We start from the raw sequence: 21,081 nt of genomic DNA on the forward strand, positions 1-21,081 counted from the left end.
GCTCGATGTCGAAGTCTTTCACGCAGATCGGTCCCGGCCTGGTGATCGCCGAGAAGTACAAGCTCGTGCGGCGCCTCGGGGAGGGCTCCATGGGCGTCGTGTGGGCGGCGCTCAACCTGTCCACGTCGCGCGAGGTGGCGCTGAAGCTGATTCACCGTCCGGATCCCGAGCTCCGGCGGCGGCTGCAGCGGGAGGGGCGGAACGGCGGGGCGCTGCGGCACCGCAACGTCATCGACATGTACGACATGGGGGAGACCGACTTCGGCGAGCCCTTCCTCGTGATGCAGCTCCTCACCGGGGAGACGCTCGCGGAGCTCCTCCAGCGCCGGCGGCGGCTCGACGCGGACGTGGCGGCGTCGATCGGGCGCGACGTGGCGCGGGGCCTCGCGGCGGTGCACGCGCTGCACATCGTCCACCGCGATCTGAAGCCGGCGAACATCTTCCTGCACCGCGAGCCGGACGTGGACGAGCCGGTGGTGAAGGTGCTCGACTTCGGGGTCGCGAAGAACCTCGCCGTGAACGACGGGGTCCGCACGGCGACGGGCGGCGCGGTCGGGTCGCCGCTCTACATGAGCCCGGAGCAGGTGAGGGCCGAGCCGAACGTCGATCACCGGGCCGACATCTGGGCGGTCGGCGTCGTGCTGTTCGAGATGCTGACCGGCATGCGCCCGTTCCAGGGGGACGCGAGGGCGGTCTTCACCGGGATCTTGACCGGGGAAATCCCCAAGGTTTCCCGGTACGTGCGGCGGATCGACCCGGGGCTCGTCGAGCTCGTGGCGCGGTGCATGGCGCGCCACCGGGACGAGCGGATCGGGTCGGCGGCCGAGCTGGCGGACCTCCTTGACGGGTACGCGGCCGCGGGCGCGAGGCCGGGCGTGGGGGCGGGCGCTGCGGCGGCGCGGGGCGGCGCGGCGGTCGGGGCCGGGGGAATCGGTGGGCTCGGCGGGAACGGCGGGAACGGCGGGAGCGGGGGCGGGCCGATGCCGCCGGGGGAGATGCCAGGGTTGCCCGGCGCCGCGCCGGTGGGGGCGCCGCTGCCTCCGCCGCTGCCGCCGATGGGCGTCGGCGGGATGAGGGCGGCGACGCCGCTGCCGGGGGAGATGCCGGCGGCGCCGCTGCCGCCGATGGGCGTCGGCGGGATGAGGGCGGCGACGCCGCTGCCGGGGGAGATGCCGGCGGCGCCGCTGCCGCCGATGGGCGTCGGCGGGATGAGGGCGGCGACGCCGCTGCCGGGGGAGATGCCGGCGGCGCCGCTGCCGCCGATGGGCGTCGGCGGGATGAGGGCGGCGACGCCGCTGCCGGGGGAGATGCCGGCGGCGCCGCTGCCGCCGATGGGCGGGAGCGTGAGGGGCGGGACGCCGCTGCCGGTCGAGATGCCGGCGGGGGCGTTGCTGCCGCCGATGGGCGTCGGCGGGATGAGGGCGGCGACGCCGCTGCCGGGCGAGATGCCGGCGGCGCCGCTGTCGCCGAGGGCCGGCGCGGTGCTGGGAGGGGCGCAGCCGGCGCGGATGCCCAGCGCCCCGGGGGAGGCGCCGCTGTCGCCGAGGGGCAGCGCGGCGTCGGAGCCGGTGTGGAACGCCGAGCTGACCCAGAAGCTCGACTTCGACGGCATCCAGATCCCGGAAGCCGGCGCGAGCGCGCCGCCGCCGCCGACGTGGAGCCAGGACGAGCCGGGGAAGTCGACGACCGCGCCGCTCGCGCCGAGCCCGGAGGCGAGCCGGGCGGGGCAGCCGTCGCCGTGGGCAGCGCGGCCGACGCCGCTCCCCACGGCGACCGCCGTGCAGTCGCCGGCGCCGCGGCGACAGGAGATATGGAATCGCCTGCCTCCTCGTCCGGTCCTGGCGGCGCTCGCCGCCGGTGCGGCTGGCCTGGTGGGCGTGGTGCTCTTCTTTGCGTTGCGCTCGCCAGCGCCCACGGAGGGCGCCGCCGTGCCCGAGGTGCTGCCGGACGCCGGTACCGAGAGCAACGCGAACGCCGCCAGGCCGCCGGAAGCGCCGCCGCCGGCGACCGCTGCGCCTGAGGCAGCGGCAGCGCCGGAGCCGCCCGGGGTCGATGCGCGTGCGGATGCAGGCGCGGCGGGGGCGGAAGGCGCAGCGGGCGCGGCGGACAGCGCAGCGGGCGCGGCGGACAGCGCAGCGGGCGCGGCGCCCGCCGTGGCGGAGGGGAATCCGCCGGCGGCGCCGGCGGTATCGACGGCCGCGGTGCCGCCGCCCTCGCCGCAACCGGCGCCGGCGCCTCAGCCGGCCGCGGCGCCGGTGCGGTCCGCCGTTGCGGCGCAGGGCGCGGTGAAGCCTCCCGCGCAGCCGGCAGCCGCGCCGCGACCCTCGCAGCAGCCCGCGGCCCGGCGGCCGCCTGCGGATCCGTGCGCGGGAAAGACGGGGTTCATGCGGACGAGCTGCCTGCGGGACCAGGCGAGGAAGAAGGACCCGTACGCTCCCTGAGCGCTGCCAGGCGTGCGGGGGCGAGGCTTCCGTGGTTCCGGCCGTGTAAGCGGAGTGGTAGGCCAGAGCGGGCGGTCGACCCCGGGGGTACATGTCACAAGCGATCGAGGCGTACAGGCTCTTTCCGGGCATGCTGCTCGCGAGGAAGTTCCGCCTGACCCGCAAGATCGGGCAGGGCGCGATGGGCGTCGTCTGGGCTGCGACGAATGAGTCCACCGGGCGCGAGGTGGCCCTCAAGCTGATTGCGCGGCCCGACCCCTCGCTGCGGAAGCGGCTCCTCCGCGAGGCGCAGTCGTGCGGAGCGCTGCAGCACCCGAACATCGTCGACGTGATCGACGTGACCCACACCGACAGCGGCGAGCCGTGCCTCATCATGGAGCTCCTGGTCGGCGACAGCGTCGCGGAGCTGCTCGAGGCGAGGCGCCGGCTCCAGGCGCCGCTCGCCGCCCGGATCGCGCACGACGTGGCCGGCGCGCTCGCCGCGGCGCACGCCGTGCAGATCGTGCACCGGGATCTCAAGCCGGCGAACATCTTCGTGCACCGGCCGCCGGGCGCGGACGACGTCGTGGTCAAGGTGCTCGACTTCGGGGTTGCGAAGAACCTCGCTGTCGCGCGGGGCGTGTCGTCGACGATGGACGCGGCGGTCGGGTCGCCGTTCTACATGAGCCCGGAGCAGGTGCGCGCCGACGGGGACGTCGACGCGCGGGCGGATCTGTGGGCGCTCGGGGTCGTGCTGTTCGAGATGCTCACCGGCGTGCGGCCGTTCCAGGGCGAGGGCCCGCAGCTGCTGTCGCAGATCCTGTCGGGCGAGATCCCGAAGGTGTCGCGCTACCTGCGGCACGTGGACGAGCGGCTCGTGAGGATCGTCGACCGGTGCCTGCGCAGGGATCGGGCGGAGCGGTTCGCGGCGGCGGAGGAGGTGGCGCGGGCGCTGTCGGAGCTGATGCTGCCGGCGGGAGCGCTCGGGGCGCAAGGCGTGGGGGCCCCGCCGGAGGTGAGCGCGTTCGCGGCGGACGCGGGCGCGGGATGGATCGAGTCGCAGACGCGCACCGCAACGCACGCCCAGTCGGGATGGAGGGAGTCTCCGACGCGCACCGCGACGCGTGCGGGAGAGGGAGAGCGCACTGCGCCGCTGTCGAGGACGGCATCGGAGCAGGAAACGGTGATGGTTCCGGAGCGGGAGCAGGGGAGGGCGCCGACCCCGGACGAGCTCGCGACGACGGTGCCGGTGAGGCCGACGGGGCAACCGCAGCGGGGCGGAGCGCAGACGGTGCAGGGGAGTAGCCCGGCCCCTGCGGCGGGCGCCCCGCCGGCCGCGGCAGGGGCCGTGCCGGTCGTGACGCCTCGCGGGACGCTGGTGATGCGAGGACAGGCGGCCGCGGCACACCAGCAAGCGGCGGAGATGGCGCGGGCGAAGGCCCTGGCCCAGCGCGCCGGCGTCGACCGCGGGGGCGCGCAGCCTGCTGCCAAGGAGCGAGAGGGCGGCAGTGCGGGGCGGAGGCATGGAAAGGGCAAGGCCGTGGCGGCGACGCTCGTGGCGGGGCTGATCGTCGGCGGGGTCGCCGCAACGTGGATTGTCGGCCGGGAAGGGGCGTCGGACGCTCCTGCTGGGGAGGACGTCGGGCGCGCGCCGAGCGCGGGCACGGGTGCGGTGAAGGTGGCTCCGCCTGCCGCGACGCAGGCCGCGGCGACAGGCGCGCCTGCAGCGGCGGCACCGTCGAAGCAGCCGGCGGCGGGGGCTCGCGAGGATGCCCCGGGCTCCGCGGAAGCAGGGCCTACGGGCGTCGACGCGGGCGGCAAGGGGGACCGCGCGCCAGGAACGGCCGACGCGCTCAAGGCAGGAGAGGGGCAGCAGGAACGACCGTCGCGCGCTGCAGCGACCCAAGGGACGGCAGGTCAGCCCGTGCCGGCCTCGGGCGTGGCGTCGGCTCAGCAGAAGAAGCGGCCGCCAGAGAAGAGGGATGAGATCTACGAGGAGCTGTTCGGCGCGCCGGCGCCTGCGGCTCCCGGGGCGCCGCCGGCGGCCGAGAGGTCCGCTCCGGCGAAGAAGCCCTCTGCGCCGACCCGGCCGTTCGACTGAACCAGCGGGCCAGCCACCTTGCCGCCGATCCTCGCGACCCGCGCCGCCCTCGAGCTCGCTCCGATGCGGGCCCTCGTCCACGCGTGCTCTCGCGGTCGCGGTGTACGTCGCGCGCGGCCTGCTCGACGCGCGTGCGATCGGCTACGCTGCTCCGGCGCAGGAGGCGCCCCGGCCCATGCAGCTTGATTCAGGCGCGATCATCGCCGGCAAGTACCGCCTGGAGCACCCGCTCTCGGCCGGCGGCATGGGCTCGGTGTGGGTGGCGCAGCACGTGCAGCTCGGAACGCACGTCGCCGTGAAGTTCATGGGGACGGCTTACGCCAGCGCGCCGGCGTTCCGCGCGCGTTTCGAGCGCGAGGCGCGCGCGGCGGCGCACCTCCGTAGCCCGCACGTGGTGCAGGTGCACGACTTCGGCTTCGAGCAGGGCGTGCCGTACCTCGTGATGGAGCTCCTGCGCGGCGAGGACCTGAGCGCGCGGCTCAAGCGGGTGCGCAGGCTGTCGCTCCCGGAGACGCAGCGCCTGCTGGTGCAGGCCGGCAAGGCGTTGCGGAGCGTGCACGACGCCGGGCTCGTCCACCGGGACCTGAAGCCGGCGAACCTGTTCCTGGCGCGCGTCGACGGCGAGGACGAGGATCTGCTCAAGCTCATCGACTTCGGGATCGCCAAGGAGACGGTGCCGAAGCTCGTGACGGAGGCGTCGACGACCGGCGAGGTGATGGGGTCGCCGCACTACATGAGCCCGGAGCAGCTCCGCGCCGACCGCGACATCGACGCGCGCAGCGATCTCTGGGCGATGGGGGTGATCCTGTTCCGGATGGTGACGGGGTACCTGCCGTTCCCTGGCGACGTGCTGGCGCAGGTGATGACGAAGATCCTCGTGGAGCCGATCCCGTCGGCGAGGCAGCTCGCGCCGGACCTGCCGCCTGCGATCGACGCGTTCTTCGCGCGGGCGCTGGCGCGCGACCGGGCGCACCGGTTCCAGAACGTGCGCGAGATGGTCGAGGAGTTCGGGCGGGCGATCGGGATGACGGCGGTGTTCTCGTCGTCGAGGGGAGGGGGGTCGAGCCCGTTCGGATGGACGGCGGCGGGGGTGCCGGGCGTGATGGGGGCGGCGGGGGCGCCGGGAGCGGTGGGGGCGGCGGGGGCGCCGGGAGCGGTGGGGGCGGCAGGGGTGGCGGCAGCCGGTGGGTACGGGGGAGGGGCGTATCCGGCGGCGTACGGGCAGGTGCCGGGCGGCGTGGAGGGGACTGCGGCCGTGGGGCAGGAGCCTTCGCCGGGCACGCTGACGGACGCGGTTCACGTGGCAGGAGCGTCGCGGCAGCGCTCGCGAGGGGCGACGGCGGCATGGATCATCGCGGGAGGCGTGGGGATCACCGCGGTGGGCCTGGGGCTGGGCGTCCTGCTGCGGCGCGTGGTCGAGGCGCCGCGGGAGCGGGGGGGCGAGGCGAACGTGGCGGCGGAGGCCAACACGGGCGCGGCGGCGTCGGCCGACGAGGCGGCGGGGGCCGGGACGGCGGGGGCCGGGACGGGGGTGGCTGCGGTCACGAAGGCGGCTGCATCCACGGACGCGGCTGCGATGGGGACCGGGACGGGGGCGGGGGCGGTGATCGTGCCGGCGCCGGAGGCGGCGCAGAGCGCACCGGGGGGGACCGCTGCAGCGAGCGCCTCGCCGGAGCCAGCGCCGCCTGCTGCGGAAGCCGCGCCCGGGACGAGCGGCGCGCGGCCTGCTCCGAGCGAGGGGCCGAGCACCGCGGCGCAGCGCCGCGAGGAGCCGCGGACGGCAGCCGAGAGGCAACGGTCGGCACCGCCCCCGGGGAGAGGGGCACCGCCGGCGAGCACAGGGGCTTCCCAGGGGAGCTCGAAGAAGCAGCCGGACTGGGGGTTCTGAGGTCGATATCGCGGTGCGTGGGCCCGCGGCCCGGTGCGTGGGCCCGCGGCCCGGGGCGTGGCCGCCGCGCGGGGCGGGGACGCCGCGTACCGAGCGCCGTGATGGATCTCGAGCGGTGGTAGCGAGGAATCGATACCGGGCATCCAGGAGCCGGTGTGGGGCTGCCAGGGACCGACGTGCGACCGTGGAAGATCGAGGTCGGACTGCGCTCGACGGATCGCGGGCTTCGAGAGACGGAGGTGTCGCCGCCGCCGGGGAGCGTCGAGCATCCGCGCGCTGCAGCAAGGCATTCATGGCGGACGGTCCCGTCGCGGGTCCGCTGCAACGCTTGATGCAAGCGTTGCAGCGGGGCGCTCGGGCGCCGAGCTGGCCGTTTCAAGCGCTGAAACGGGCGGCTCGGCGGCTGAGCGGCCGGAAACAATGCTTGAAATGCGCTCCGGGGTGGGTGAGTTGCCGGTTCCTCACGTTAGAATGGCTGGCTGGGCGGCCGAGGCGGGAATGCAAGCGTTGCATCGGGCGCGAGGGCGCACCGAAGGCGGGCCTCAACACCGCCGGGCGGGGCCGGCGCGGTCTGGCAGCGGTCGCGCTCGACCGGCGTGGCGGGGGGGGCGACGGCGCTGGCCGGCGCGGCCAGGAGCGCGAGCGCGAGAAGAGAGACCGCGGTGAAGATGGTGGCCGGCGATGGCGGCGAGGTGCAGCGGGGCGGTTCAGTTGTCGAAGTCGAGCGTGGCCGCCGCGATGCCATCCGCGCCGCGGTGGTCGGGGTCGATGCCTTCGCCGCCGCGGCCGGCGGCGCCGAGGCTGATGGTGACGCCCTCGAGCTGCGGTGGGGCTCCGAGGACGGCAATGCCGAGGGAATGGCCGCCCTGGCCTCCGCCGCCTTTGCCACCGTTGCCACCGTTGCCGCCTCTGCCGCCCTGGCAGCCAGGGTACAGTTCGCTGGACCCGGCCGGAACTATCCCGCCGACGCCGCCAGGGCCGCCCATGCCGCCCATCTGCCCGTTGCCGCCGTCACCGCCGTTGCCGCCGTTGCCGGCTTGAAGGAGCACGTCCTCGAACGACAGCGCGGTCTCGACGCTGATGAGCGCGATGCTGGCGCCGCCCCAGTAACCAGCTGGAGCGCCGAGGCCGCCGCAGCCGCCGGCGCCACCGGAGCCGCCACCTGCGCCGGCGCGGCTCCGGACCCCGCCTGGACAGCTGCGAAGGTTCACCGATGCGCCTCGCTCGCCACCACCGCCGCCGCCGCCTTGCCCTGGCGCCCCACGGACGCCGTGCCCGCCGCGGACGCCTGTGTATCCAGTCATCGAGATGACGCCGATACCCGTGGCGCCTGCGCCGGACGAGCCTGTGCCGCGGTCGCTGCCTGAGCTGCCATTGGTGCAGGGAGTATTACTCCCCGAACCCCGGCCCGCGCCGCCATTCTCGCTGTCGTCGAGGACGATAGGTCTCCCGCTCTCACCATCGTACCCTTGGGTCGTCCAGCCATTGCCACCCTTACCACCGAGCGAATCGTCGTTCCAATCGTCGGGCGTGCCGCAATCATTGGGCACGGCGCTCCCGCCGGCCACGGGATGCTCGTCATTCCTGGAGCAAGCGGCAGCCCCCGGCACCCCCGGAGCGCCGTCCGCAGCAGGGGTTGTGTAAGATGGGCCGTCCGCTCCTGCCGCTGCATCTCCGGCTTCGAGCACGCACCGGACGAGCTCCACGCTCGTGCTCACCGCAATGGCCGCAATCGACGAGATTCCCGTGTTTCCGGCTTGCAGTACGCCCGGCTGCGCCACGACGTGCACGTCCTCGATGTGCACGGCGCCCGGTACCCCGCGCATTGTCAGCGGGATGGTTCCGCTCTCCGCAGTCAGGGTCGTCTTCTGCGTCTCGCCGACCCATGACCAGCCGTTGGCGCAGTCAAGTCCGCCGTAGAGGGTAATGCCTCCCGGTACCTCGACCGCTTCGTTGAACCCTTCGCCCTCTCCAGCACAAGCGTACACGCGACCGGTCCCGTTCTGCTGGGCGGCAGCGATGGCGTCCTGAAGCGAGCGGAGCGGAGCGTCCTTTGTCCCTGAGCCCTCGGTGGTGCCACGGCCTGCCGACACGAACACGCCGCAATCCTCGTCTGCGGTCCAGCCCTCCCCGGCGCTGGGCACGCATCGCAAGATCAGCGGCCCTCCTCCAGCGCCGGCAGTCCCAGCGCCTCCCATTCCTCCAGCGCCGGCTGTCCCAGCAGCGCCCCCCGTTCCTCCAGCGCCAGCGGCCCCTGTGCTGCCCACGCTTCCCGTCCCCCCTTCTCCACCCTCATTCTCAGCACAGTACATGGGCTTGTGCTCGCAATCGTCGTGGAGCGAAAAGGGGACGCAGCCGGCCAGATCGAGGCTGGCGGCCATCGTTCCAAGGACGAGCTGTGCGGCCGTACGAGCAGTCCGAGGCACCATCATTCTCCATCGCTCCTGGGGGCACCGTCGTCAAAAGGCCCCGACAACCGAGAGCCCCACGCCGTTGACTCCCACCACCGGCGTCATGTGTACGCGGGCCTCGTGTCCCGAAGAGCTGCCCAGGACGCCATAGAGCAACGTCCCGAGACCCATCGTCCCGGCACCCACGAAGCTCCAGAACGCCCCATTGCTGTAGCGCACGCTCTCGTCCAGGGCATGGCTCTGCTCCATGCAATCATCCGGTCTGGCGTCGCCCAGGCACCTGTTCTGACCTCCAGCGGTCAGCTCGTGCTGGAGAGCCTCTGCATCCCGGGCCCTGTTGTTGGCCAGCACCGTGAAGAGCACGCCCGCGGCGGCGGCGGCGCCGGCCGTGATCCCACCGCCGAGGAGCAAGACCCTCTTCGTATCGCTCCCCCAGGGCGCAGCCGAGCGGTCCGCGGGCGGTGCTGCTGCCGCTGGTGGGGGCGCCAGAACGAGGGTGACGCGCTCTCTCGTGCCTTCCTTCAACTGGATTGTCCTCGTCACCGGGGTCCGGCCCGCCACGACCGCGACCAGCGTGTAGTCGCCGGGATCGCGCTCCACGGGCAGCGCCGGGTCGATGCGTTGGCCGTCCAGCGTCAGCTCCACGGCGGACGTCGGCGCGCCCGTGACGGCGACCTCCAGGGACGGGATGCGCGGGGCGAGCGCGGCGAGCTCGACCCTCGCGTCGGCCTGCGCCTCCTGGAACGGCGGCGGGGCGCTGGCCGTCAGCGGCTCGTCCACGATGCGCTGATACCACGACCGCGCCTCGATGAGGCGCCCGAGCCGCTCGCAGGAGCGCGCGATCCTGAGCATGAGCGATGGGGCGTGGACCTGGGCCTCGGCCTCGCGGAAAGCCGCGAGCGCCTCCTCGTAGCGGCGGGCATCAAAGAGCTCCTGGCCCTTGTTGGCGAGAGCTCGGGCCGCGGCCTTGGCCTGATCGGTCGGCACGGCCGGTTGGGCGATGGCGGCGGCTGGCACGGCGGGGAGAGGGAGCGCGAGCGCCAGGGATAGACAGAGGCGGAGCTGCAGGCGGTGGCTCATGGCGGCGAGGTGCAGCGAGGCGGTTCAGTTGTCGAAGTCGAGCATGTCCATCGCGAGGCCATCCGCGCCGCGGTGGTCGGGGTCGATGCCCTCGCCGCCGCGGCCGGCGGTGCCGAGGCTGATGGTGACGCCCTCGAGCTGCGGTGGGGCGCCGAGGACCGCAATGCCGAGGGAATGGCCGCCCTGGCCTCCGCCGCCTTTGCCACCGTTGCCGCCGTTGCCGCCTCTGCCGCCCTGGCAGGCAGGGGAAATGCCGCTGGAATTGGGCGGAACTACCCCGCCGGTGCCGCCAGCGCCGCCCATGCCGCCGATCTGGCCGTAGCGGCCGTCGCCGCCGTTGCCGCCGTTGCCGGCTTGAAGGAGCACGTCCTCGAACGACAGCGCGGCCTCGATGCTGATGAGCGCGATGCTGGCACCGCCCCAGTAGCCGCCCAGACCGCCGAGGCCGCCGCAGCCGCCGGCCCCGCCGGAGCCGCCAGCTGCGCCGGCACGGCTTCGGACCCCGCCTGGACAGCTGCGATTGGTCGCCGATGCGCCTCGCTCGCCACCACCGCCGCCGCCACCTTGCCCCGGCGCCCCATGGCCGGCGGGCCTGCCGCTGGCGCCTGTGTATCCAGTCATGGAGATGACACCGATCCCTGTGGCGTCTGCGCCGGGCGTGCCTGTGCCACCGTTGCTGCCTGCGCCGCCAGCTGTGCAGGGCATATCACTCCCCGAGACCCGGCCCACACCGCCATTCCCGCTGTCACCGAGGGCGAGAGGTCTCCCGCTCTCACCATTGTACCCTTGGGTCATCCGGCCTTCGCCACCCTCGCCACCGATCGAATCGTCGTTCAGGTCGGCGGGCGTGCCGCAATTATTGATCACGGCGCTTCCGCCGGCCACGCGATCCCCGTCATTGGAGCAAGCGTCACCTCCCGGCAGCCCCGGCGCGCCGTCCGCAGCAGGGTTTGGGTAAGATGTGCCGCCCGGTCCTGACGCTGCATCTCTGGCTTCGAGCACGCACCGGACGAGCTCCACGCTCGTGCTCATCGCAATGGCTGCAATCGACGAGACTCCCTGGTTTTGAGGCCGCAGCATGCCCGGCTGCGCCATGACGTGCACGTCCTCGATGTGCACGGCGCCCGGTAGCCCGCGCATCGTCAGCGGGATGGTTCCGCTCTCCGCAGTGAGGGTCGTCTTCTGCGTCTGGCCGACCCATGTCCAGCCGTTGGCGCAGTCAAGTCCGCCGTAGAGGGTAATGCCTCCCGGTACCTCGACCGCTCCGTTGAACCCTTCGCCCTCTCCAGCACAAGCGTACACGCGACCGGTCCCGTTCTGCTGGGCGGTAGCGATGGCGTCCTGAAGCGAGCTGAGCGGAGCGTCCTTTGTCCCTGAGCCCTCGGTGGTGCCACGGCCTGCCGACACGAACACGCCGCATTCCTCGTCTGCGGTCCAGCCCTCGGCGCTGGGCACGCATTGCACGATCTGCGGCCCTCCTCCGGCGCCTCCCTCTCCTCCAGCGCCGGCAGTCCCAGCGCCCCCCGTTCCTCCAGCGCCTCCGGTCCCAGCGCCCCCCGTTCCTCCAGCGCCTCCGGTCCCAGCGCCCCCCGCTCCTCCAGCGCCGCCGGTCCCCGCATCACCACCTTCGCACGTACGCAGCTCGCTGCAATCGGGGCGGAGGCAGCTCGTCGCGTGCACTGCAGCGACGATCGATGCCGCAGCCAGCGCCGAAGCTCCGTGGGTGGCGAGCCGCATTGTCCTCTTGACCTCTCGGTTCATGGGTTCCTCGATTCAAAAAGACCCGCCAACGACGACTCCCCCGCCGCCTGGCGTCACGAAGGGCGAGGCACGCACCTGATCCCGTGGTTCGCTCGGCGGGCTCGCAAGCAAGTAGTAGCCGAGCGTTCCAAGCGCGACCGCGCCCCCACCGATGAAGCTCCACATGGCCACGTTCCTGAACAGGTACTCGCCGTGGACCAGCTCGTTCAGCCTGTCGCACGGCTGCTCCAGGCCGGGCTCGACGGGTTTCCAGCAGCTTGAGTCGCCTCCGCCAGCGAGTTCGGGCGCTCTGTACTTCTCTTCTGCATCGCTCGCCTTGCCGTTGGCGACAAGCGTGAACGCAACACCTGCGATCACGGCGGCGCCGGCCGCGATCCCACCTCCGACGAGGACCGCCGTCCTCCCGCCGTCCCCCGACGCCGCTGGCGTGGGCGGCACGCGCGGGCCGGGGGCGGGACGCACCGCGGCGGGCTCCGGCTTTCGCGACAGATCGAGGACCACCGTCGTCGTGCCGCCCGCTGTCGCCGCGATCGGACGCGTCTGCGGCGTGTACCCGTCGAGCTTCGCGCCGACCTCATGCTGGCCCGGATCGAGGAACACGGGATCCGCGAGCGGGGCTCGCCCGACGGTCGCCCCGTCCACGATCACCTCGGCGCCCTCCGGTGCGACCTGCACCGTGACGGCCGCGACCTTCGAGCGTGCCTCCTGAAGCGACGCCTCCGCGAGCTGCCGCTCGTTGACCTTCGTCGCGGGGGCCTCGCGGAGGTAACGCGCGAGGTACTCGGCGGCGTCGCGGGGCTTGCCCACCTTGAGGCAGGCCACGCCCAGGTTCGAGGCGATCTGGTAGTGCGGCTTGAGGCTCCACGCCGCGAGGAACGCCGCGTGCGCGTCGGCCCACTTCCCCGCCTTGGCCGCCTTCACCCCATCCTGGAAGAGCTGGCGCGCCCTGTCCGTCAGCGCGTCGGTCTCCTGGGCCTCGGCCCGAGGGGCCGCCGGCTGCGCGCCGGCAACGGGAGCCAGCAGGGCCATCGCTACACTCAAGGTCCACAGCAGCGGGCGCTTCGTCGTCATGAAAATCCGGCGTTGCTCCAGGGAGCTGGGGGTTGGAGGAGGGTACGGCAGCACCTCGGCCGCCGTGGAGAGGCAAGATACCTCGTTCGGGCGGTGCTGAATGTTTTTGTGGTCCCGTCGCGCGGCTCGGGCGGCGGCAGCGTGCCTGCAGGGGCCGCTTCGTCCTCGCGCCGCGCCGCACGACGGCCGCTGCGGCTCGCCGTCAGGCCGCTGCGGCTCGCCGTCACGTCCGGTTGGGCCGCGGGCGTGCCCGACGCGGCGGGGACCGGACCCGCGTCGGGGAACCTCGGCGCGCCCGCGATGCGCACGAGGTCGGCGACCAGCGCGCGGACGTCGACCTGCACGACGTTGCGGGTCCCTGAGCTGGGCTGCGGCGCGCGCCCGGCGCTCGAAGCGGGTGCGGAACGCGGGGGACTCGGCGTGGGCCGGGCCTTGAGCTCGACGGCGATCGACGTGCCGCGCGGGAGATGGCGCGCGTCCCAGGCCGAGTCCATGCCGCCGCACGAGAGCAGGCGCTCGAGGCGATGCTTGCCGATGAGGACGGTGCCGGCGCCGAGCGGAGGGGCGGGGGAAGCGTAGCGGATCCGAGGGCGGGGGTGGAGTGGCGGGTAGAATGGAGGGCGGGGAGCGAGAATTGGGCCGGGACGGTCGGAGGCTTCCGGGGCTCCCAGCCCGAGTCGCTACGGGGACTGGTCGGGAGCTTCCCTTCGAGCCGCGCCGCATCCTTCCTGCCCCCTGGGCGGTCTTCCGTCGGCGCTCGTTTCCTGAGAGGCCAGTGCAACATGAAGTACGGTCCGACCTGTGCGCCAGTGAATCCGTGGGGACCTGGTCGCTGGAGGGGCGCCGGCGAACCTCACGGATGCTGGTCGCTACTTGAGGCAACCCTGGTCGTCGCCGGTGTCAAAGTTCAGGCATGCTCCGGAACGGCCGGAGGCGCCTTGCGCGCCCGCGGAGGGGATGCTGCCTCCCGGGCCGCCTTGACCTTCGCTGCCCGGCGTGAAGGAGGGGACTTCACCTTGGAGAGAGCTGTTGCCCTTGAAAACAATGCCGAGCGAGTGGCCGCCGGAGCCGCCGCCACCTGGGCCGCCCAGGCCGCCATCGCCGCCGCTTCCACCTCTGCAGCTTGTGCGCAAGGTCGGCGGCACACCGGCTCCGAGGTCCCCGCCCAGCCCTCCTGTGCCACCTAGTGCGCCGTCGCCGCCTGCGCCGCCGTCGCCCGCGTTGCCGGCCGTAAGCTGCACGTCGTGGAAGGTGGCTTCCGCATTCAGGATGAGCACCGCGATGCTGGAGCCGCCGGGCTTGCCACCTTCACCTCCGCGCCCGCCGCAACCTCCGCTGCCGCCGGTCCCGCCGCTCGCGCCAGCCAGCGACGCCGCGATGTCGGCTCCTGGGCAAGTTGCGGTTCCGCCCAGAGCGCCTCCGCCGCCGCCACCACCCTGACCAGGCGCGCCTGGCCTACCCTGTACCCCAGTCACCCCGTGATACCCGGTTGCGTCGATCGTGCCGAGGCCGGGATCTTCGATCGGGTCACCTGGTGTACCGTCTTTCCCCGGTTCTCCGTTCGCACCGTCTGTGCACGCCATGCTGGCGCTTTGAGCTCCCTGGCCTCCTGCTCCTCCTCGGTCGGACTCTGGCGTGCCGTCTCCGCCGCTGCCAGCAGGACCAGACGCGGACCCCGCGCCACCTTTTCCTCCTGCGGAGCTCTCGCCGCCAGGGCATTGCTTGACGGGGCCGTCTTTCCCAGGATGCGCCGCACCCGGATCACATGCCGCATCGCCCTTGCTCCCAGCGATGCCGTTCAGATCCGTTTCATCCGTGGGGGTAACTCCCGGATCGCCGTCGCCCGCATCGCCCGCCGTGAGATCGGTGTTGACGATGTCGGCCGTCCCTCCGTTCACCAGCAGCGCGACCGACGAGTTGCCCTGAGTCGCGGCGCCATTGGCGATGACGTTGAGGCTTTGGACCTGGTTGGCTCCGCCGTTCAGCGTGAGCGCGATGGTGCTCGGGCTACCTGATTCAGTCGTCGTGGCTGTAACTACCAGCGTTGCTCGTTTGTCTGACGACCAGACCCAGTTGTCGGGCTCTTTGTTGCATTCCGTGAACCCGCCATAAATCTCAACGCCGTCGCTGAAGTCTACGCGGCTGCTTTCTTTATATATCGCCGCGGTGTCTGGCTCCGCTGCGTCAGCACATACATACACCCGCCGCTTGTTGCCTCTACGCGCAGCCGCCTCGGCAAAGGTTTTGAACGGCGACTCTTTCGTGCCCTTCCTCTGCTCCGGGTTCTCGCTTGCGCTCGTGCTGATGAAGACTCCGCAATCATCGATGACTGCCCCGGGATTCGTGGTGGGGTCTTCGTCGCACGCCACATTGGAGTTTCCTCCGGTGCCGCCGGTCCCCGAACCTCCGGTTTCGTTAGGATAAGCCGTGTTCGCATCTGTTGGAGATGGGGCACATCCCATCATCTGCCACATGGCCGCGCAACCAAGCGCCACGAGAGTGCTGGCCGCTACCCGTCTGCCCTGCAGTGTCCGCATTCGTTTCATGTCCAGCAACCTCAGGGGCCGCCGATGCCGGCCGCATCGTTGACTACCACACCCCGCTGACCACGACTCCGCCGCCGCCGGCAGCGACATGCGGGATCACTTTAACGTGCGCCTTCGACTCGTCGCGGGGTAAAGCTGTCCAGTAATAGATGAGCGTGGCCGCTCCGAGCACTGCAGCACCCCCAAAACTGCCCCACGCGGCCTTCGTGTAGAACCATGCATCCTCACGATCGCTCAGAAGTGTTTTGCAGTCCGCAGCGTTCTTCCCGCCCGCGCAGAAGTATTCGCCATCCTTCTTCTTGAGATGCGCGTACATCTCGTCCGCGTCGCTCTCCTTGTTCAGCGACACGATCCCGAACACCACCCCGACCCCCGCCGCCACACCCGCCAGCGCTATGCCGGTGTACATCAGCGGTTTACTGGGTCCGCCAGCGTCGTTCCGTTGTGCGAGCGGGCGGTCGGTCGGGTGATTGCCTGGAGCGCTTTGCGCGGCAGCGTCCGCTGCTCTCATCGGCGCACGCTCGGTGGGAAGCGATGCGGGATCGAGCACGAGTTCCTCCCGTTCCCCTTCGGTCAGGTGGATCGTTATGGTAACGGAGCGGCGGCCCGCCATCGACGCGATCAGCACATGGTCGCCAGGGTTTCGTTCAACGAACGATGAAGGTTCGATGCTGCTGCCGTCGAGGGTCAGCTTGCTGGCGCTGCTGGGCGCACCCGTCACGACGACCTTCAGCGCCGGGATGCGCGGCGTCAGCAAGGCCAGCTCCCTCTGGCGCTGGCCTGGGCTTGGACGAACGCTGGCGTTGCGTTCGCGGCGAGCTTCTCCTCGACGATGCGCTTGTAAACGGCTCGCGCCTCGAGCATCTGACCGAGCTTCTCGTTCGCGCGCGCCATCATGAGCAGGAACGTGGGGGCGTGGACCTTCGCCTCCGCTTCGCGGAAGGCCTCGATCGCCTCCTCGTACCGTCCCGCGTTATAGAGGTTCCAGCCCTCGTCGGCGTGCGAGCGGGCGGCTGCTTTCGCCTGCGCGGTCGGCTCCTTTTCCTCCGCCGCTGCTGGGATCGCAACGAGCACGCCCAGCGACAACGCACCCATCAGGAGAGGTCGACAATGCATCATTGATCCGCGCAAAGAGTTGCCAGATGCAGCTACGAGTTCGAGGTTTGCGGCTCGTCGGTCGGCCTGGCCGTGGATACGCCGACAATCCAGCCGCCCGCGCTCGCTGCCGGTGTGGCCCTGCCGGCGTCTGTGCCGCAGGAGCGGCTTTCATGACGGTAGATCGGCGTCGATCGTGCTGCCATCGCGGAGCCTGCGTGAGAAACGATCGGATCTGTGCGCGAGTGGACCCGTGGGGGCCTGGCCGCTGGGGAATTGCCGGCGAACCTCACGGATGCTGGTCGCTACTTGAGGCAACCCTGCTCGTTGCCGGTGTCAAAGTTCAGGCATGCTCCAGAGCGGCCGGGGGCGCCTTGCGCGCCGGCGGAGGGAATGCTGCCTCCCGGGCCGCCTTGACCTTCGCTGCCCGGCATGAAGGAGCGGACTTCGCCTCCGAGAGAGCTGCCCTTGAAGGCAATGCCGAGCGAGTGGCCGCCGGAGCCACCGCCACCCGGGCCGCCGGTGCCGCCACTGCCGCCGCGTCCGCCCGCGCAGCTTGCGCGCAAGGTTGGCGGCACACCGGCTCCGAGGTCCCCGCCCGCTCCTCCTGTGCCACCTAGTGCGCCGTCGCCGCCTGCGCCGCCGTTGCCCGCGTTGCCGGCCGTAAGCTGCACGTCGCGGAAGGTGACTTCCGCATCCAGGATGAGCACGGCAATGCTGGAGCCGCCGGGCTTGCCACCCTCACCCCCGCGCCCGCCGCAACCGCCGGCGCCGCCGGTCCCGCCGCTCGCGCCACTGAGCGTCGCGCTGTCGGCTCCTGGGCAAGTTGCGGTTCCGCCCACGGCGCCTCCGCCCCCGCCACCACCCTGACCCGGCGCTCCTGGCTTACCCTGTACCCCAGTCACCCCTTGATACCCGGTTGCGTCGATTGTGCCGAGGCCGGGATCTTCGACCGAGTCACCTGGTGTCCCGTTTTCGCCCGGTTTTCCATTCGCGCCGTCTGTGCATGCCATGCTGGCACTTTGAGCTCCCTGGCCTCCTGCGCCGCCGCGGTCGGACTCTGGCGTGCCGTCTCCGCCACCGCCAGCGGGACCAGACGTGGACCCCGCGCCACCTTTGCCTCCTGCGGAGCTCTCGCCGCCAGGGCATTGCTTGACCGGGCCGTCTTTCCCAGGATGCGATGTACCCGGATCACATGCCGCAGCGCCCTTGCTCCCAGCGATGCCGTTCAGATCCGTTTCATCTGTGGGGGTACCTCCCGGATCTCCGTCTCCCGCCTCGCCCGCCGTGAGATCGCTGTTGACGATGTCGGCCGTCCCTCCGTTGACCAGCAGCGCGATCGACGAGTTGCCGTGGACGAGTGGGCCGTTGGCGATAATCTCAAGATTTTCAAGCCGGTTGACGCCGCCGTTCAACTTGAGCGCGATGGTGTCCGGCGTCTCTGGCTGCCCCTCCGGAACTGCAACGGTCAACGTTGTCTTGTTCGTCGACCGTTTCCACTCTTCGTAGCATCCGGTGAACCCGCCATAGATCTCGACGCCGTCACTGAAGGCTATCCCACTGCTTTCGTTGTAGGATTCAGTGACTTTATCGTTGTCCCCGTCTTGTGACTCGTAGCACACGTACACTCTGCTTTTCTGCGAGTTGCTCGCAGCTACTTCAGCAAAGCTATTGAACGGTCGTGCCCTGGTCCCATCTCCCCCGGCGGGCGCGCTCGCGCGCACGAACACCCCACACTGTTCGGTGATCGTGCTGGGGTCCTCTGCCGGAGACTTCTCGCATCGCGGCAGGACTCCGCTGCTGCTGCTGGTCGTGGTGGTCTCGTCCGCACCAAGCTCACCGGGGTCATAGGTGGCGCACCCGAGTGCGTGACACATGCCAACGAGGCCGAGCGCTACCAGCGTCCCAGCCGCCCACGATCTGCCTTGACCCTCGCGCATCACCTTCGTCTCCAGCCAGCTCAAGCACAATCGAAGCCGTCTGCGTTGGGGCTACCACGCGCCCGTGATCACGATGCCGCCGCTTCCTTCGCCGAGCTGCGGAATCACACGAGTGTGGGCTGTCGCCTCGGCCGGCGATGATGCCCTCCAATAGTAGATGAGCGTCGCCGCCCCGGCCACGGCAGCGCCGCCGAAGAAGCCCCACGAAATCTTCGTGTAGTTCCAGCCCTCTTTCCGTGTGCTGAGGAGGGTCCCGCAGGCCGCGGCATTCTGCCCCCCTGCGCACGCAGATGGGCCGTCCTTGGTCTCCAGCTGGTCATGCAGGTCGTCCGCGTCGATCTTGTGCTTCGCAGAGAGGATCCCAAACACCGTCCCCACGCCCGCCGCCACACCCGTCAGCGCCATGCCGGTGTACACCAGTGCCCTATTCGGGCCGCCAGCATCGTTCGGTCGTGCGAGCGTGCGGGCGGGCGCGTGGTTTGCTTGCTTTCTATCCGCACGATGCGGCGCGCCTTGCACGGGGGCGTACGCTGGATTCCGCGCAGGCTCGATGGGAAGCGATGCGGTATCGAGCACGAGCTCCTTTCGCTCCCCTTCGGTCAGGTGGATCGTTCTGGTAACGGAGCGGCGGCCCGCCATCGACGCGATCAGCACATGGTCGCCAGGGTTTCGTTCCACGAATGATAGAGGCTCGATCTTCACGCCGTCGAGTGTCAGCGCGACGGCGCTGCCGGCGGCGCCGCGCACGACGACCTTCAGCGCCGGGATACGTGGTACCAGCGAGGCCATCTCTTCTTTGGCGTATACCTGGGCTTGCACGAATACTGGGGCAGCGTTCGTGTCGAGGTCCTCCTCGATGACACGCTTGTAAATCGCGCGCGCCTCGAGAAATTGACCCAGTTTGTCATGTGCGCGTGCCATCATGAGCAGGAGCGTTGGGGCGTGGACTATCGCCTCCGCTTCGCGGAAGGACCTGAGGGCGTCCTCGTAGCGTCCCGCGTCGTACAGAACCTTGCCCTCGTTAGCGAGCGCACGAGCGGTTGCCTTTGGCTGCGCTGTCGGTGCCGTTTCCTCCGCCATCGCAGGATTCGCGATAAGCAGTCCGAGCAGCAACGACGCAATGCCCCAGTGCCGATATCGCATTGTTCCTTCGCTCCGAGGTCTCCCGGATGCAGCGATCTCGGCGGGGGCGGTTCGGTCCGACCAAGAGCCTTCTGCGTGTCGAGGCGTCATCTTCGTGCGCTCGCTGTCGGTGTTGTCACATCAGCAGTCGTGTCGCCCGAGCGGCTGTGCTCCCGGAGCGGAGGCGACGTGAACCGCGGTTGTAATGAGGTGCGCGAGGCGTTTCACGGAGGCTCGCTCGACGAGGGATTTCCGAAGAACCAGACAGATGCTCGTCACTGCCGAGGCGACGGGCAGTCGTTCTCGCCAGGGTTGAAGTTCAAGCATTCCTTGGAAACCCCACCAACTCCCTGCGCGCCGGCGGAGGGGAGGGTGCCTCCCTGTCCGCCTTCACCTGGGTCGCCCAGGCTGAAGGAGGGGAGTGGACCTACGAGAGCGCTGCTCCCCTTGAAGGCGATGCCGAGCGAGTGCCCGCCTTGGCCACCGTCGCCCGGGCGACCATCGCTTCCATTGCCGCCTTCTCCACCCTTGCAGCTGCTATCGGCGCTACCTTTGTTCTCTCCGGCTGCGCCGCTAGGACCTCCGTTTCCGCCTCTCTGGCCGTTGCCCCCCTGACCGCCCTTGCCAGCGTCGCCTGCGTTAAGCGTCACGTTATCGAATCTGATTGCGGCATCCAGGATGACCACGGCAATGCTGGAGCCGCCAGCTTGCCCTCCGCCGCCGCGGTCTCCCCCGCAACCGCCGCTTCCGCCGCTTCCGCCGCTGGCGCCAATCAGGGGCGTTGAGGGGTCGGCGCCGTCTGAGCAAGCTCCAACTCCTCCCATTGCGCCTCCACCCCCGCCACCACCTTGGCCGGGCTTTCCTGGTGTACCATTTGCGCCGTTCACTCCCGTGTAGCCGGTCGCGTCGATCTTACCGAGATCGTCGCGATCTGTCGGTCGAACAACTGGGTCAGCATCCTTGCCGTCGACGCCTTGGCCACCAGGTTGGCACGCTCCGGTCGGAGATGGTTGCCCATTCCCTCCCGAACCTCCTGGAGTATCCGAGTATGGGGGTGTACCGTCACCACCTCTTCCACTGGGGTCAAGAACAAGCTCTCCGTCCTCATCTTTGCTGGCCTTACCTCCGGCGCCTCCGCGGCCTCCTGTCGAATTGCCGCCAACCGGACATTGAGTGACCGGGCCCTCTGGCCCTGCATGCTCCGCTCCTCCAAGACATGCCGCCTCGCCAGGTCTACCGCCTGTGCCGTTCGGCGCCTGTTCGTCTGAGGGTGAGCTGCCCGGATCTCCGTCACCAGCCTTGCCTGCTGTGAGATCGGAGTTGATGAGATTAGCTTTCCCGCCGTTCACCAGCAGCGCGATCGACGAGTTGCCCTGAATGGCGGCGCCATTGGCGATGACGTTGAGGTTTTGAAGCCAGTTGTCTTCGCCGTTCAGCGTGAGCGCGATGGTGCTCGACGTCTCTGTCTGCGCCGCCGCAGCTGTGACTGTGAGCGTTGCTCGCTCGTCCTTCTTGGTCCAGCTCCAGCCGCCGTCGCATTCGGTGAACCCGCCATAGATCTCCACGTCGCCCGTGAAGACGATGCCGCTGCTTTCCTCGTACGCTTCCGCGCACGCATACACCCGCCGTTTCGTTCTGTTCGCGGC

General features: G+C 70.8%; 14 protein-coding genes. 3 read left to right on the forward strand and 11 right to left on the reverse strand.

Going from position 1 to position 21,081, the window contains the following annotated elements; all coding sequences use genetic code 11:
* Positions 1 to 5: 5 nt before the first annotated feature.
* From WMF24_RS08365 to WMF24_RS08375, 3 genes are all read left to right on the forward strand, one after another.
* On the forward strand, positions 6 to 2,441 hold the full coding sequence (locus WMF24_RS08365) for a protein kinase domain-containing protein (protein WP_437735843.1): 2,436 nt from the start codon (positions 6 to 8) through the stop codon (positions 2,439 to 2,441).
* 91 nt (positions 2,442 to 2,532) lie between these two features.
* Positions 2,533 to 4,521, forward strand: coding sequence for a serine/threonine-protein kinase (locus tag WMF24_RS08370; protein ID WP_437735844.1), 1,989 nt, complete (start codon positions 2,533 to 2,535; stop codon positions 4,519 to 4,521).
* A 175-nt stretch (positions 4,522 to 4,696) separates the two neighbouring features.
* Positions 4,697 to 6,409 (forward strand): serine/threonine-protein kinase, encoded by a 1,713-nt coding sequence (locus WMF24_RS08375; protein WP_437735845.1) that lies wholly within the window; start codon positions 4,697 to 4,699, stop codon positions 6,407 to 6,409.
* Positions 6,410 to 7,116: 707 nt separating this feature from the next.
* Here WMF24_RS08375 and WMF24_RS08380 read toward each other — a convergent pair.
* From WMF24_RS08380 to WMF24_RS08430, 11 genes are all read right to left on the reverse strand, one after another.
* Complete coding sequence (locus WMF24_RS08380) at positions 7,117 to 8,508, reverse strand: PGRS family protein (protein ID WP_437735846.1); 1,392 nt, start codon at positions 8,506 to 8,508, stop codon at positions 7,117 to 7,119.
* Positions 8,509 to 8,564: 56 nt separating this feature from the next.
* Entirely contained in the window at positions 8,565 to 8,705 is a 141-nt protein-coding gene (locus WMF24_RS08385; RefSeq protein ID WP_437735847.1) for a hypothetical protein, read from the reverse strand.
* 163 nt (positions 8,706 to 8,868) lie between these two features.
* Complete coding sequence (locus WMF24_RS08390) at positions 8,869 to 9,900, reverse strand: tetratricopeptide repeat protein (protein WP_437735848.1); 1,032 nt, start codon at positions 9,898 to 9,900, stop codon at positions 8,869 to 8,871.
* Between the two features lie 24 nt (positions 9,901 to 9,924).
* Positions 9,925 to 11,364, reverse strand: coding sequence for a PGRS family protein (locus tag WMF24_RS08395; RefSeq protein ID WP_437735849.1), 1,440 nt, complete (start codon positions 11,362 to 11,364; stop codon positions 9,925 to 9,927).
* Between the two features lie 309 nt (positions 11,365 to 11,673).
* Positions 11,674 to 12,690 (reverse strand): PEGA domain-containing protein, encoded by a 1,017-nt coding sequence (locus WMF24_RS08400; protein WP_437735850.1) that lies wholly within the window; start codon positions 12,688 to 12,690, stop codon positions 11,674 to 11,676.
* 911 nt (positions 12,691 to 13,601) lie between these two features.
* Positions 13,602 to 15,278 (reverse strand): hypothetical protein, encoded by a 1,677-nt coding sequence (locus WMF24_RS08405; RefSeq protein ID WP_437735851.1) that lies wholly within the window; start codon positions 15,276 to 15,278, stop codon positions 13,602 to 13,604.
* A 43-nt stretch (positions 15,279 to 15,321) separates the two neighbouring features.
* A complete protein-coding gene (locus WMF24_RS08410; RefSeq protein ID WP_437735852.1) occupies positions 15,322 to 16,035 on the reverse strand; it encodes a hypothetical protein in 714 nt (237 codons plus the stop codon).
* On the reverse strand, positions 16,029 to 16,364 hold the full coding sequence (locus WMF24_RS08415; protein WP_437735853.1) for a tetratricopeptide repeat protein: 336 nt from the start codon (positions 16,362 to 16,364) through the stop codon (positions 16,029 to 16,031). Before WMF24_RS08415 ends, WMF24_RS08410 begins: the two co-directional genes overlap by 7 nt.
* Positions 16,365 to 16,678: 314 nt before the next feature.
* The gene (locus tag WMF24_RS08420) at positions 16,679 to 18,337 is read right to left on the reverse strand and encodes a hypothetical protein (protein ID WP_437735854.1); all 1,659 of its coding nucleotides are present in this window, start codon (positions 18,335 to 18,337) and stop codon (positions 16,679 to 16,681) included.
* A 27-nt stretch (positions 18,338 to 18,364) separates the two neighbouring features.
* Entirely contained in the window at positions 18,365 to 19,456 is a 1,092-nt protein-coding gene (locus WMF24_RS08425; RefSeq protein ID WP_437735855.1) for a tetratricopeptide repeat protein, read from the reverse strand.
* 862 nt (positions 19,457 to 20,318) lie between these two features.
* Positions 20,319 to 20,633: a hypothetical protein gene (locus tag WMF24_RS08430; RefSeq protein WP_437735856.1), complete on the reverse strand. Its 315-nt coding sequence runs from the start codon at positions 20,631 to 20,633 to the stop codon at positions 20,319 to 20,321.
* Between the last annotated feature and the right edge of the window lie 448 nt (positions 20,634 to 21,081).

This window comes from Sorangium sp. So ce1335 (assembly GCF_051521615.1).
GTDB lineage: Bacteria > Myxococcota_A > Polyangia > Polyangiales > Polyangiaceae > Sorangium.

Bases quoted from the DNA above. Each gene is read 5' to 3' on its own strand.
- WMF24_RS08405 (WP_437735851.1), bottom strand. From the start codon at position 15,278: ATGAAACGAATGCGGACACTGCAGGGCAGACGGGTAGCGGCCAGCACT.
- WMF24_RS08365 (WP_437735843.1), top strand. From the start codon at position 6: ATGTCGAAGTCTTTCACGCAGATCGGTCCCGGCCTGGTGATCGCCGAG.
- WMF24_RS08430 (WP_437735856.1), bottom strand. From the start codon at position 20,633: ATGCAGGGCCAGAGGGCCCGGTCACTCAATGTCCGGTTGGCGGCAATT.
- WMF24_RS08400 (WP_437735850.1), bottom strand. From the start codon at position 12,690: ATGGCCCTGCTGGCTCCCGTTGCCGGCGCGCAGCCGGCGGCCCCTCGG.
- WMF24_RS08390 (WP_437735848.1), bottom strand. From the start codon at position 9,900: ATGAGCCACCGCCTGCAGCTCCGCCTCTGTCTATCCCTGGCGCTCGCG.
- WMF24_RS08425 (WP_437735855.1), bottom strand. From the start codon at position 19,456: ATGCGATATCGGCACTGGGGCATTGCGTCGTTGCTGCTCGGACTGCTT.
- WMF24_RS08370 (WP_437735844.1), top strand. From the start codon at position 2,533: ATGTCACAAGCGATCGAGGCGTACAGGCTCTTTCCGGGCATGCTGCTC.
- WMF24_RS08385 (WP_437735847.1), bottom strand. From the start codon at position 8,705: ATGAGGGTGGAGAAGGGGGGACGGGAAGCGTGGGCAGCACAGGGGCCG.
- WMF24_RS08375 (WP_437735845.1), top strand. From the start codon at position 4,697: ATGCAGCTTGATTCAGGCGCGATCATCGCCGGCAAGTACCGCCTGGAG.